Origin of the sequence: Streptomyces pactum (assembly GCF_002005225.1) — a bacterium.
GTDB classification, from domain to species: domain Bacteria; phylum Actinomycetota; class Actinomycetes; order Streptomycetales; family Streptomycetaceae; genus Streptomyces; species Streptomyces pactum_A.
The window spans coordinates 4,030,901-4,043,448 of the sequence record NZ_CP019724.1 but is presented as its reverse complement, the minus strand read 5'-3'; the positions used below and the strand labels follow the sequence as shown (position 1 = coordinate 4,043,448).

Genomic DNA, 12,548 nt, shown 5'->3' with positions numbered 1-12,548 from the left:
GGGGGAGCCGCTGGGGGCGCCGTGTGGGCTGGTGCGGTGAGTCGTGGGAGGTGGGTTGCGGTCGGCGCGGTGAGTGGTGGAGGACAAGTTGAGGTGGGTGCGGTGAGTGGTGGGAGGCGGGTTGAGGTGGGTGCGGTGAGTGGTGGAGGACAAGTTGAGGTGGGTGCGGTGAGTGGTGGGAGGCGGGTTGAGGTGGGTGCGGTGAGTGGTGAGAGGCAGGCCGAGGTGAGTGCGGGGGTGTCGGGCGAGGTGAGTGCGGGATCGGCCGCGCGGATGGTTCCGGGGTGGGCATCCCGGGCGGCACCGGGATCGGGGTCGGGCTCCAGGCGGTCCCTGGGGGCGGTTTCCGCGGGGATTTCGGGGGCGGACACCGAGTGGTCCCCGGGGGCGGCTTCAGCAGGGTTCCCGGGATCGGGCACCGAGTGGTCCCCGGGGGCGGTTTCCGCCGGTTCACCGGGATCGACCACCGGGCGCTCCCGGTCCCCGAGGCCGGCTTCCGGGCGGACGTCGGTGGTGACCTCCGGGCGGGCGCCGGGTCCGGCTTCCGGGATGCTCGACGGAGTGCGGCGGTGGCTTGCCGAGAGCGGGGCCGAGCCGACGCCCGCGCGCGTGGCGCAAGCCCTGCGGGAACAGGGGCGGGTGCTCGGGGACGCCGAGATCCTGGGCGCCGCCGAACATCTGAGGTCGGAGCTCGTCGGCAGCGGGCCGCTGGAACCGCTGCTCGCCGACCCGTCGGTGACCGACGTACTGGTGTCCGCCCCGGACCGGGTCTGGGTGGACCGGGGTGGCGGCCTGGAGCTCACGTCGGTTTCCTTCCCGGACGCTGGTGCGGTCCGGCGGCTCGCGCAGCGGCTCGCCACCGTCGCCGGGCGCCGGCTCGACGACGCCCGGCCGTGGGTGGACGCCCGGCTGCCCGACGGCACCCGGCTGCACGCGGTACTGCCTCCGGTCGCCGTCGGCTGCACCTGCCTGTCGCTGCGGGTCGTACGGCCGCGCGCGTTCACGCTCGACGAACTGGCGGCGGCCGGCACCGTACCGCCCGGTGGCGACCGCGTACTGCGCGCGCTGCTGGGAGCACGGTTGTCCTTCCTCGTCAGCGGTGGCACCGGCACTGGCAAGACGACGCTGCTGAGTGCGCTGCTCGGGCTCGTCGGGCCGGACGAGCGCATCGTGCTCGCCGAGGACTCGGCGGAGCTGCGGCCGGACCATCCGCACGTCGTCCGTCTGGAGACCAGACCCGCCAACCAGGAGGCCGCGGGTCTGGTGACCCTGGAGGACCTGGTGCGGCAGGCGCTGCGCATGCGACCGGACCGGCTGGTCGTCGGCGAGGTGCGCGGCCCGGAAGTCGTCCATCTCCTCGCGGCGTTGAACACCGGTCACGAGGGCGGCTGCGGGACGGTGCACGCCAACGCCGCCGCCGACGTACCGGCCCGGCTGGAGGCGCTCGGTACGGCCGCGGGCCTGGACCGGGCGGCCCTGCACAGCCAGCTCGCGGCGGCCCTTTCGGTGGTCCTGCACTTGGTACGGGACAGAACCGGACGGCGCCGGATCGCCGAGGTGCACGTGCTGGAGCGCGACTCGTCGGGGCTGGTGCGGACGGTGCCGGCGCTGCGGTGGGGAGCGGAGGCCTTCGTGGCCGAGCGCGGCTGGGAGCGGCTGCGGGAGTTGCTGTGCGGAGACGGGCTCGAAGCGCGAGCCGTTGGACGGGAGGCGTACAGGTGACGGGGGCGGCTGAGCTGTCGACGGGCGTGGCCCTGGCGTGTCTGGGAGCTGCGGCGTGGCTGTCCGGGAGCGGGTGGCACTCCGGCGTACGGCGTGTGCGCCTGGTGCTCGCCGACGGTGTGGCGGCCGGCACCGGGCCACCCGCGGTGCACCGGATGACGGACGGGCTGAGGCGGGTCCGTGGACGGCTGCGGCCCGAGTGGTGGTCGTTGCCGGCCGGGCTGCTGCTGGCGGTGCTGGGCAACTCGGTGCTGCCGGCCGTCGCGGGCGCGGCCGGGGTCCCGCTGTTGCGGCGGACGCGGCTGGCCGGGAGGGCACGGCGGGCCGGCGAGCGCCGGCAGGACGCGGTGATCGCGCTGTGCGGGGCGCTCGCCGGGGAGGTGCGGGCGGGGCGGCAGCCCGGCGAGGCGCTGTTGTGCGCCGCCCACGACACCGGAGGGCTCGGTGACGCCCGGACGGCGGTACTGGCGGCGGCCCGGTTCGGCGGGGACGTCCCGGGGGCGCTCGCGGCGGCGGCGCGGCAACCGGGTGCCGAAGGGCTGCGGGGGCTCGCGGCGTGCTGGTGGGTCGCCGTGGACCAGGGCGCCGGACTGGCGGCCGGGCTCGACCGGCTGGAAGGCGCCCTACGCGCTGAACGCGATCAGCGCTCCGATCTGCGAGCCCAGTTGGCGGGTGCTCGCGCCACGGCGGTGATGCTCGCCGGCCTGCCGGTTCTGGGCCTCCTGCTCGGCGTCGCCCTGGGTGCCGACCCGCTGTACGTGCTGCTGCACACCGGGGCGGGACTGGGCTGTCTGCTGGCCGGTGGGGTTCTGGAGGGCCTGGGCGTGTGGTGGGTGACGCGGATCGTGCGGGCAGCGGAGGCGGTGTCGTGAACGGGGACTTCGTCCACAGGCTGGGGGCAGTGGTGGGGGCGGTGCTGGTCGCCGGGTGGCTGGCGCGCGCGGTCGGAGCCGCGCGGCGGGAGCGCACGGTACGCAGGCGGCTCGCCGGGCTGCTGGGTCCGCGGCCGGCCCGCGCCGTCCCACGAGGCGCCGAGGTGCTGGGTGCCGTGCGCGGCTGGCTGCCGCTGGCGGGCACGGTGGGTGCCGGGTGGGCCCTGGTCGGGGGTGGTGCCGGGGTCGTGGTGGGACTGGTGGGCGCGGCAGGGCTGTGGCGCTGGCGCTCCCGACGGTCGGCCTCCGGTGCGGCCGCGGCGGAGACCGTTGCCGCGGAAGCCGCCCGCCAGATGCCGTTGGCGGCCGACCTGCTGGCCGCGTGCATCGCGGCGGGCGCGGGTCCGGTGGCAGCGGCCCAAGCGGTGGGTGACGCCCTCGGAGGGCCCGTCGGGCAGGCGCTGGAACGTGGTGCCGCCGAGGTCCGGCTCGGCGGTGAACCCGGCGGGTCTTGGCGGGGCTTGGCCGCGATTCCGGGCGCCCGGCCGCTGGCACGGCTGCTGGAGCGGGCCGATGTGTCCGGCCTGCCCGCGGCCGGTCCGGTCGCCCGGCTCGCCGCTCAGGCCCGTGCCGACTGGGCCCGCGCCACGACGGCCCGGGCCCGCCGGGCGGCCGTCATGGTCACCGCGCCGGTGGGGCTGTGCTTCCTGCCCGCGTTCATCGCGGTGGGCGTACTGCCTGTGGTGATCGGGCTCGCGGGCGGGGTGCTGGGAGACGGAGGAGGTGGTTGACGAGACGGAGCGGGCGGGCGGCGCCGGGCCCGCGAGTCAGTGACCGGCGAACAGTAAGTGACAACGGGAACGAACCTTACGGGGGTTGAGATGTACCAGGCGGTACGGGCACGGCTGAGTGCCCTGGTGTGCGGAGCGGTACGGGCGGCGCGGCGGGACGCGGGAATGGTCACTTCCGAGTACGCGATGGGGATCGTCGCGGCGGTGGCGTTCGCCGTGGTCCTGTACAAGGTGGTGACCAGCGGCGCGGTCAGCGCGGAGTTGCAGGGCATCGTGAAGCAGGCACTCGATGCGCGGATGTGAGTGGACAGCTCGGGCGGAATCCCGCCGAGGCGTCGCCGGACCCTCCGACAGGGGGTTCGTGACGGCGGAGACGGCCGTGGTGCTGCCGGTGTTGGTGGCGTTCGCGATGGCGCTGGTCTACGGGCTGCTCGTGGTGGCCGCTCAGATCCAGTGCGTGGACGCGGCCCGGACGGGCGCCCGCGCGGCGGCCCGTCAGGATCCGGCCGAAGCGGTCGTCGAGGTCACGAGGGAGGCGGCACCACGCGGGGCGCGGGTCACGGTCAGCCGGGAGGCCGGCCAGGTCCGTGTGAGCGTGGTGGCCGAGCCTGCGGCCCTGGACGGGCTGCCCTTCGAAGTACGGGAAGAGGCCGTGGCTTCGGTGGAGCGGACGGTGGGGGCGGAGCCATGAGGGGCGTTGTCCGACTCCGGTCGGAGACGGGCCGGTGCTCGGGCGCCGCCTGCGGCTCCGGTTCGGCTCCTGGCCGCGTCTCCGGGCTCGACCCTGGTCCGGGGCTTGGCGCCGGCTCCGGGGTGGGCCTCGGTGTTGGCTCTGGTTCCGGGGCGGGGATGGGCCTTGGTCCTGGTCCTGGTTCTGGGGCGGGGGCCGGCCTTGGTCCTGGCTCCGGCTCCGGCTCCGGTTCGGGGCTTGGTCGCGGCTCTGCTTCTGGTCCGGGCTCTGGCTCTGGTTCGGGCCCCGGGTCTGGCTCTGGTTCTGGCCCCGGCTCTGTCTCTGGTCCAGGGCCCGGCTCTGGCTCCGGTTCGGGGCGTGGTTTCGGCTCGGGCACGGAAACCGGTCCCGACCCGGGCTCGGGCCCTGGCAGCGGCCCTGGCCGCGGCTCTGGGGGCGACTACAGACGGGGCGCCGGATTCGGACGAGTACACGCCTGCGGGAGCGGGTCCGGCAGCGGGTCTGGTAGCGGGTCCGACAGGGGGTCTGCCACGGTCTGGAGCGTAGGTGCCATCGCCGTTCTGTGCCTGGTGTTCGGCATCGTGCTGGCCCTGGGACAGGCCGTCGTGGCCCGGCATCGCGCGGCCGGCGGTGCCGATCTGGCTGCGCTCGCGGCGGCGGACCACTGGGCTCGCGGCGGCACGGCCGCGTGTGCCAGGGCGGACCGGGTTGCGCGGGCCCAGGGGGTGAGGCTGGTGCGGTGCGTGCTCACCGGTCAGGTCTCGGACGTGACGGCGGCGTCGGGCCGGGGGCCGTTCGCGGCGGAGGTCCGGGCGAGAGCGGGCCCGGCTACGGACGTCCGGGCGCCGGGCGACCAACCGCCTGGCGTCCCGGCGCCGGATGCTCCGCCTACCGGTGTCCCAGCGCCGGTGTCCCGCTGATGGGTGCTCCGGCGCCGGGTGCCCCGCTGATGATGCCCCCGGCGACCGGCGACCGGCGACCGGCGACCGGCGACCGGCGACCGGCGACCGGCGACCGGCGACCGGCGACCGGCGACCGGCGACCCGTCGGCGGGACTCAGGCGGGGTGCCCCGGTGACTGGCGCCTCGCTGCCCGCTGTCACGGTGCTGGGTGCTCCGTCGGCCGGGGCTCGTGGCGGGTTTCCCGCTGACCACCCGCTGACCGGCACGGTCGCCGCTTGCCGCTTGCTGTCCGGCACGGTCGCCGCTTGCCACCTGCTGACCGGTCAGCGCAGGTGTCCCGTCGGCCGGGTCACGGTGGCAGCCCCGCCTACCCCACCCCCGTGTCGGCGGCCGGCCCCGCCTCGGTGCCGGCGGCGGGCCTCACCTCCGCACCCGGGGCGGGCTCCGCCCCTGAACCCGCCCCTGAACGTACCGCCGGGTCCACCGCCGGGTCCGTCCCCGAACCGCCCCCCGCTTCCGCGCCTCGGCTCGTCTCTTCTCCCGGCGCCCCCCGCAACAGCACCGTGAGCAGTCGTACGGCCCCTCGTTTGTGCAGCGGCTCGTTGCCGTTGCCGCACTTGGGGGACTGGATGCAGGACGGGCAGCCGGCGTCGCACTCGCAGGAAGCGATGGCCTCACGGGTGGCCGTGAGCCAGTCGCGGGCCGTGAGGAAGGCGCGCTCGGCGAAGCCCGCGCCGCCGGGGTGGCCGTCGTACACGAAGACCGTCGGCAGCAGCGTGTCCGGGTGGAGGGGGACCGACACGCCGCCGATGTCCCAGCGGTCGCAGGTCGCGAACAGGGGCAGCATGCCGATCGAGGCGTGCTCGGCGGCATGCAGGGCGCCGCCGAGGATCTCCGGGTTGATCCGGGCCGCGTCCAGTTGGTCCTCGGTGACCGTCCACCACACCGCGCGGGTGCGCAGCGTCCGGGGAGGGAGGTCGAGCTTCGTCTCGCCCAGGACCTCGCCGGTGATGAGGCGTCGGCGCAGGAAGGAGACCACTTGGTTGGTGACCTCGACGGAGCCGTAGCACAGGCGCCCGTCACCCCAGGGGACCTCGGTGTCGGTCTCGAGGACCGAGATCGCCGTCGTGTCGCGGGCGACCGTCGAGTAGGCGGGGGTGGCCTGCTCGACCAGCGCGACGGAGTCCTCCAGGTCGAGGGAGCGGACGAGATACGTGCGGCCCTGGTGGAGGTGTACGGCGCCCTCGTGGACCGTCGTGTGGGCGGCGCCGGCGTCGACCGTGCCCAGCAGCCGTCCCGTCCCGACCTCGACGACCTGGACCGGCCGTCCGCCCTCCCCGCGGATGTCGGTCAGGTCGGCGGCGCGTTCCCGGCGCGTCCAGTGCCAGGCACGGGTCCGGCGGCGCAGCAGCCTCGCCGCCTCCAACTGGGGGAGCAGTTCCTCGCAGGCGGGGCCGAACAGCGTCAGGTCCTCGTCCGTCAGGGGCAGCTCCGCCGCCGCCGCGCACAGGTGCGGGGCGAGGACGTACGGGTTGTCGGGATCGAGGACCGTGGATTCCACGGGCTGGTCGAACAGGGCTTCGGGGTGGTGGACGAGGAAGGTGTCCAACGGATCGTCGCGGGCGACCAGCACCGCCAGCGCCCCCTGCCCGGACCGCCCCGCCCGGCCCGCCTGCTGCCACAGCGACGCCCGGGTGCCCGGGTACCCGGCGATCACCACGGCGTCGAGGCCGGAGATGTCGAGGCCGAGTTCCAGTGCGTTCGTCGCCGCGAGGCCGAGGAGCTCGCCGGAGTGCAGGGCGCGTTCCAGGGCGCGCCGCTCCTCCGGGAGGTAGCCGCCGCGGTACGCGGCCACGCGCCGGGGCAGCGAGCGGTCGACCTCGGCCAGGCGCTCCTGGGCGATCACGGAGATCAGCTCGGCACCGCGCCGGGAGCGTACGAAGGTGATGGAGCGCATGCCCTGCACGGTGAGGTCGGTGAGCAGGTCGGCGGCCTCGGCGGTGGCCGTGCGGCGGACGGGCGCGCCCTTCTCGCCCTCCATCTCGGTCAACGGCGGTTCCCAGAGAGCGAACACCAGTTCACCGCGCGGTGAGGCGTCGTCGGCGACCTCGACCACCGGCAGCCCGGTGAGCCGGCGGGCCGCCACCGAGGGTTCGGCGGCGGTGGCGGAGGCGAGCAGGAAGACGGGCGACGCGCCGTAGCGGGCACACAGTCGGCGCAATCTTCGCAGCACCTGGGCGACGTGGGAGCCGAAGACGCCGCGGTAGGTGTGGCACTCGTCGATGACGACGTACTTCAGCGCCTTCAGGAAGGAGGACCAGCGGGGGTGGGACGGCAGGATGCCCCGGTGCAGCATGTCCGGGTTGGTCAGCACGTAGGTGCCGTACTGGCGGATCCACTCGCGTTCCTCGAACGGCGTGTCGCCGTCGTACACCGCGGTCCGCACGGATGTGCCCAGAGGATGTGAAAGTTCCTTCACGGACCGGCACTGGTCGGCGGCCAGTGCCTTGGTCGGAGCCAGGTAGAGGGCGGTGGCGCCACGCCCGTTGGGGGCCTCGGATCCGTCCAGGAGCGTCGAGAGCACCGGTACCAGGTACGCCAGGGACTTGCCGGACGCGGTGCCCGTGGCGACGACCACCGATTCGCCGTCCAGGGCGTGCTCGGCCACGCGAGCCTGGTGGGCCCAGGGGCGTTCGATGCCGGCGGCCCGCACCGCCGCGACGACCTCCGGTCGAATCCGGTCCGGCCAGACGGCATGACGGCCCGCACGCGGGGGCAAGTGCTCCGTATGAGTGATGCGCGTAGCCCGGTTCGGTCCCGCGGCGAGCCGGCCCAGGAGCATGCCCGGTTCCGGCCTGGAGCCGGGCTCCGCCGGGGGTCGATCGGGTCGGTGATTCTTGGCCATCGGCACCGAGTCTGTCACCGGCGTGACGGACAATGGGACCAAGGCGTCGTGCACGCCTGCCGGTAAGTGATTGAATGCCATCGCGGCTGGCGAACCGTCCTGGGGGCTTCAAGCCGAGGTGTCCCGAGGGACGACCGCTCGATAGCAAGGTGCTGGAGGATCCGTGGACCTGTCCCTGTCGACCCGTACCGTCGGCGATCGTACGGTCGTCGAGGTCGGTGGCGAAATTGACGTATACACCGCGCCCAAGCTGCGTGAGCAGCTGGTCGAGCTCGTGAACGACGGGAGTTTCCACCTCGTCGTCGACATGGAGGGCGTGGACTTCCTCGACTCCACCGGGCTCGGCGTACTGGTTGGCGGACTGAAGCGGGTGCGTGCCCATGAGGGCTCGCTGCGCCTGGTCTGCAACCAGGAGCGCATTCTCAAGATCTTCCGTATCACCGGCCTCACCAAGGTGTTCCCCATTCACACCTCGGTCGAGGAAGCGGTGGCGGCCACCGACTGACGACCGGTTCCGGGCCCCCGGGCCCGGGACGGCAGTAGAACAAGGGGGGTCCGGGCTGTCGGCGGCCCGGACTCTCGAAAGCACGCCCGTAGTTCGGAGGGGGATGCATGGCCACCGTTGAACTCCGCTTCAGCGCGTTGCCCGAGCATGTCCGCACCGCCCGTCTGGTGGCGGCCGCGGTGGCACGCAGGGCCGGAGTGGACGAGGCCGTCCTCGACGAGGTCAGGCTCGCCGTCGGCGAGGCCTGCACCCGGGCTGTGGGTCTGCATCAGCACGTCGGCATCACGGCGCCGGTCAAGGTGTCGCTGATCGAGGAGGAGAAGCAGTTCTCCATCGAGGTCGGCGACGAGGCGCCGCACGCGGTACCCGGGGCCGGAGACCCGGGCACCGCCGCCGACGCACTGGAGGCCGAGGAGGACGAGATGGGCCTCGCGGTCATCAGCGGACTCGTCGACGACGTGGAGGTCACGTCCGGCCGGGACGGCGGACTGATCCGCATGACCTGGCCGACCGCACCGGCGGTGCTGCCGCCGGTCTGACACCCACGCCCACCCGCTTCGGTCACCCGAAGTCACTCGTCTCATCCGTCTCCACTCATCCCACCCGTCTCCACCCGTCTCCACCCGTTTTACCTGTTTCACCCGAAGGGCCCTACCTCGTAGGGCCCTTCGTCATGTGCGGGGGACGAGGCCCGCGCATACAGTGGGTGCCGGGCGCCAGGTGAATCAATTCACGAGCGTCCGCTCGATCAATCGTGCGGAAAATGGATCACGGTGTTAATGCCGGAAGGGCATTACTACTTCTGGACCCCTTGTGGTTGACAGGCCAATTCCTTTTGTCGTGCACTGTTTTGATCAGGTTCCGGTACCTACAATCCCGTCCACATCTTGAGCTCAGCCCAAGCGTCAAGGAGGACGAATGGCGGAGCTTTCCACCCCTCATCAGTTGGGCGAAACCTCGACCATCGCAGCCGCCGTGCTGACCGACTCGAACCGCGCTCTGGTCGCGGTCATCGCGGTCGTCGCGCTGGCCGCGCTGGTGCTCGCGGGTGTCCTGGTACGCCAGGTGCTCGCGGCGGGCGAGGGAACCGACAGCATGAAGAAGATCGCGGCGGCCGTCCAGGAAGGCGCGAACGCCTATCTGGCCAGGCAGCTTCGCACACTCGGCGTATTCGCCGTCGTCGTGTTCTTTCTGCTCATGCTGCTGCCCGCGGACGACTGGAATCAACGTGCCGGACGATCGATCTTCTTCCTGATCGGCGCGGCGTTCTCGGCGGCCACCGGCTATATCGGCATGTGGCTCGCGGTACGCAGCAATGTGCGCGTCGCCGCGGCGGCGCGGGAAGCGACACCGGCTCCGGGTGAACCGGAAAAGGATCTCACCCTCGTCTCGCACAAAGCTACGAAGATCGCATTTCGCACGGGCGGCGTCGTCGGCATGTTCACGGTGGGGCTCGGCCTGCTGGGCGCCTGCTGCGTGGTGCTGGTGTACGCGGCCGACGCGCCGAAGGTGCTGGAGGGCTTCGGCCTCGGCGCCGCCCTGATCGCGATGTTCATGCGGGTCGGTGGCGGCATCTTCACCAAGGCCGCAGACGTCGGCGCCGACCTGGTCGGCAAGGTCGAACAGGGCATTCCGGAGGACGATCCGCGCAACGCCGCGACCATCGCCGACAACGTGGGCGACAACGTCGGCGACTGCGCGGGCATGGCGGCCGACCTCTTCGAGTCGTACGCCGTGACCCTGGTGGCCGCGCTGATCCTCGGCAAGGTCGCCTTCGGCGACGCGGGACTGGCGTTCCCGCTGCTGGTGCCGGCGATCGGCGTGATCACGGCCATGATCGGCATCTTCGCGGTGGCGCCCCGGCGGTCCGACCGCAGCGGCATGAGCGCGATCAACCGGGGCTTCTTCATCTCCGCGGTGATCTCGCTGGTGCTGGTGGCGGTGGCCGTCTTCGTCTACCTGCCCGGGAAGTACTCGGAGCTGGACGGCGTCACCGACGCGGCGATCGCCGGCCGGGACGGCGACCCGCGGATCCTCGCGCTCGTCGCGGTGGCGATCGGCATCGTGCTCGCCGCACTGATCCAGCAGCTCACCGGCTATTTCACCGAGACCACCCGACGTCCCGTCAAGGACATCGGCAAGAGTTCGCTCACCGGTCCGGCCACCGTCGTCCTGGCCGGTATCTCCCTCGGTCTCGAATCCGCCGTCTACACCGCCCTGTTGATCGGTCTCGGCGTCTACGGGGCCTTTCTGCTCGGCGGTACGTCGATCATGCTGGCGCTGTTCGCCGTGGCGCTGGCCGGCACCGGCCTGCTCACCACGGTCGGTGTGATCGTCGCCATGGACACCTTCGGGCCGGTCTCCGACAACGCGCAGGGCATCGCCGAGATGTCCGGCGACGTCGAGGGCGCCGGCGCCCAGGTGCTCACCGACCTGGACGCGGTCGGCAACACCACCAAGGCCATCACCAAGGGCATCGCGATCGCCACCGCCGTCCTCGCGGCGGCGGCCCTGTTCGGGTCGTACCGTGACGCCATCACCACCGGCGCGGCGGACGTGGGCGAGAAACTCAGCGGTGAGGGCGCGCCGATGAGTCTGATGATGGACATCTCTCAGCCCAACAACCTGGTCGGGCTGATCGCGGGCGCGGCGGTCGTCTTCCTCTTCTCGGGACTGGCGATCAACGCGGTGTCGCGGTCGGCGGGCGCGGTGGTCTACGAGGTGCGGCGGCAGTTCCGGGAGCGGCCGGGAATCATGGACTACAGCGAGAAACCGGAGTACGGCAAGGTCGTCGACATCTGCACCAGGGATGCCCTGCGCGAACTGGCCACGCCCGGGCTGCTCGCCGTGATGGCGCCCATCTTCATCGGGTTCACGCTCGGCGTGGGCGCGCTCGGCGCGTTCCTGGCGGGCGCGATCGGCGCGGGCACGCTGATGGCGGTGTTCCTCGCCAACTCCGGTGGTTCCTGGGACAACGCCAAGAAGCTCGTCGAGGACGGTCACCACGGAGGCAAGGGCAGCGAGGCCCACGCCGCCACCGTCATCGGCGACACGGTCGGCGACCCGTTCAAGGACACCGCGGGTCCGGCGATCAACCCGTTGCTGAAGGTCATGAACCTGGTGGCGCTGCTCATCGCGCCGGCGGTCATCAAGTTCTCCTACGGCGCCGACAAGAGCATCGGCGTACGGGTCGCGATCGCCGTCGTCGCGTTCGCCGTCATCGCGGCGGCGGTCTACGTCTCCAAGCGGCGCGGAATCGCCATGGGTGACGAGGACGACGGCAACCGGGAGCCCAAGTCGGCCGATCCGGCGGTGGTTTCGTAGATACGGCTCCGGGCCTCGCACGAGGCGGCAGGTCAAACGGTGGGCGGGTGGCGCGTGTTGACGCGTCGCCCGCCCGCTTCGTGCATGCGCACGCCCCTCACCGTGAGCCTTATCTCTCTTGGTACAAATGGCTGCAATACGGTCTTAACGGATGTTCGTCCTGCGAGTGTCCCCCATCCGGCGTGTATGTTCCGGGGCCGAGAGCCATGGAAGGGACCAATCCGGTGAACAAGAAGCTCGCGGTCGCACTGTCCGGCGGTGCGGTACTGGTACTGGCGCTGACGGGATGCGGCAGCAGCGACGACAACGACAAGCTGGACTCCTGGGCGAAGGAGGTCTGCGACGCGGTGAAGCCGCAGGCCACGAAGATCGAGGCGGCCAACGCGGCGATCCAGAAGGAGACCTCGGACAACAGCACGCCGGAAGAGGTCCAGAAGACCGACGCGAAGGCGTTCCAGGACATGTCCGACGCCTACAAGGCGATGGGCGGCGCCGTCCAGAAGGCCGGGGCCCCGGACGTCGAGGACGGTGAGAAGAAGCAGAAGGACGCGGTCACCGAGCTGAACGGCCTCTCCTCGTCGTACGCCTCCCTGAAGAAGCAGGTGGAGGACCTCGACACCGAGGACCAGGCGAAGTTCGCCGACGGTCTCAAGGACATCGCCACCGAGCTGAACAAGCTCAGCAAGAGCGGCAACGACGCGCTGAAGACCCTGGAGGAGGGCGACGTCGGCCAGGCGATGGCGAAGCAGGAGAGCTGCAAGTCGGCCTCGGTGACGCCGTCGGCCGCGGCCGGCTGACCGCCGCCGCACAGGGGCGGGCCGGGGGACACAGGGCCA

The 12,548-nt window shown here is 72.3% G+C and carries 10 protein-coding genes and 1 pseudogene; 10 read left to right on the top strand and 1 reads right to left on the bottom strand.

The genetic code is table 11. The features are described from left to right. Window positions 1–549 precede the first annotated feature (549 nt). The 6 genes and pseudogenes from B1H29_RS16905 to B1H29_RS16880 all read left to right on the top strand — a co-directional run. Window positions 550–1,722, top strand: a complete 1,173-nt coding sequence (locus tag B1H29_RS16905; protein WP_055418668.1) for a TadA family conjugal transfer-associated ATPase — start codon at window positions 550–552, stop codon at window positions 1,720–1,722. Further along, window positions 1,719–2,594 (top strand): type II secretion system F family protein, encoded by an 876-nt coding sequence (locus tag B1H29_RS16900; protein WP_055418667.1) that lies wholly within the window; start codon window positions 1,719–1,721, stop codon window positions 2,592–2,594. Before B1H29_RS16905 ends, B1H29_RS16900 begins: the two co-directional genes overlap by 4 nt. Further along, complete coding sequence (locus B1H29_RS16895; protein ID WP_055419001.1) at window positions 2,591–3,385, top strand: type II secretion system F family protein; 795 nt, start codon at window positions 2,591–2,593, stop codon at window positions 3,383–3,385. Before B1H29_RS16900 ends, B1H29_RS16895 begins: the two co-directional genes overlap by 4 nt. Window positions 3,386–3,475: 90 nt before the next feature. Then, window positions 3,476–3,688 carry a DUF4244 domain-containing protein gene (locus tag B1H29_RS16890; protein WP_055418666.1) on the top strand — a complete coding sequence of 71 codons (213 nt, stop codon included), beginning with the start codon at window positions 3,476–3,478 and terminating at the stop codon, window positions 3,686–3,688. A gap of 58 nt (window positions 3,689–3,746) precedes the next feature. Then, window positions 3,747–4,076: a TadE family type IV pilus minor pilin gene (locus B1H29_RS16885; RefSeq protein WP_055418665.1), complete on the top strand. Its 330-nt coding sequence runs from the start codon at window positions 3,747–3,749 to the stop codon at window positions 4,074–4,076. 497 nt (window positions 4,077–4,573) lie between these two features. Continuing rightward, window positions 4,574–4,996: pseudogene (locus B1H29_RS16880) on the top strand (Rv3654c family TadE-like protein); the annotation flags it as partial. A 349-nt stretch (window positions 4,997–5,345) separates the two neighbouring features. Here B1H29_RS16880 and B1H29_RS16870 read toward each other — a convergent pair. Next, window positions 5,346–7,964 (bottom strand): DEAD/DEAH box helicase, encoded by a 2,619-nt coding sequence (locus tag B1H29_RS16870; protein ID WP_199832346.1) that lies wholly within the window; start codon window positions 7,962–7,964, stop codon window positions 5,346–5,348. Between the two features lie 82 nt (window positions 7,965–8,046). On the opposite strand from B1H29_RS16870, the gene bldG reads away from it, so the two are divergent. The 4 genes from bldG (at window position 8,047) to B1H29_RS16850 (ending at window position 12,509) form a co-directional block, all read left to right on the top strand. Next, complete coding sequence (gene bldG, locus B1H29_RS16865; protein ID WP_003975386.1) at window positions 8,047–8,388, top strand: anti-sigma factor antagonist BldG; 342 nt, start codon at window positions 8,047–8,049, stop codon at window positions 8,386–8,388. 107 nt (window positions 8,389–8,495) lie between these two features. Then, window positions 8,496–8,927 (top strand): ATP-binding protein, encoded by a 432-nt coding sequence (locus B1H29_RS16860; RefSeq protein ID WP_055418664.1) that lies wholly within the window; start codon window positions 8,496–8,498, stop codon window positions 8,925–8,927. Between the two features lie 379 nt (window positions 8,928–9,306). After that, window positions 9,307–11,712: a sodium-translocating pyrophosphatase gene (locus B1H29_RS16855; RefSeq protein ID WP_055418663.1), complete on the top strand. Its 2,406-nt coding sequence runs from the start codon at window positions 9,307–9,309 to the stop codon at window positions 11,710–11,712. Window positions 11,713–11,918: 206 nt separating this feature from the next. After that, entirely contained in the window at window positions 11,919–12,509 is a 591-nt protein-coding gene (locus B1H29_RS16850) for a hypothetical protein (protein WP_055418662.1), read from the top strand. Window positions 12,510–12,548 lie beyond the last annotated feature (39 nt).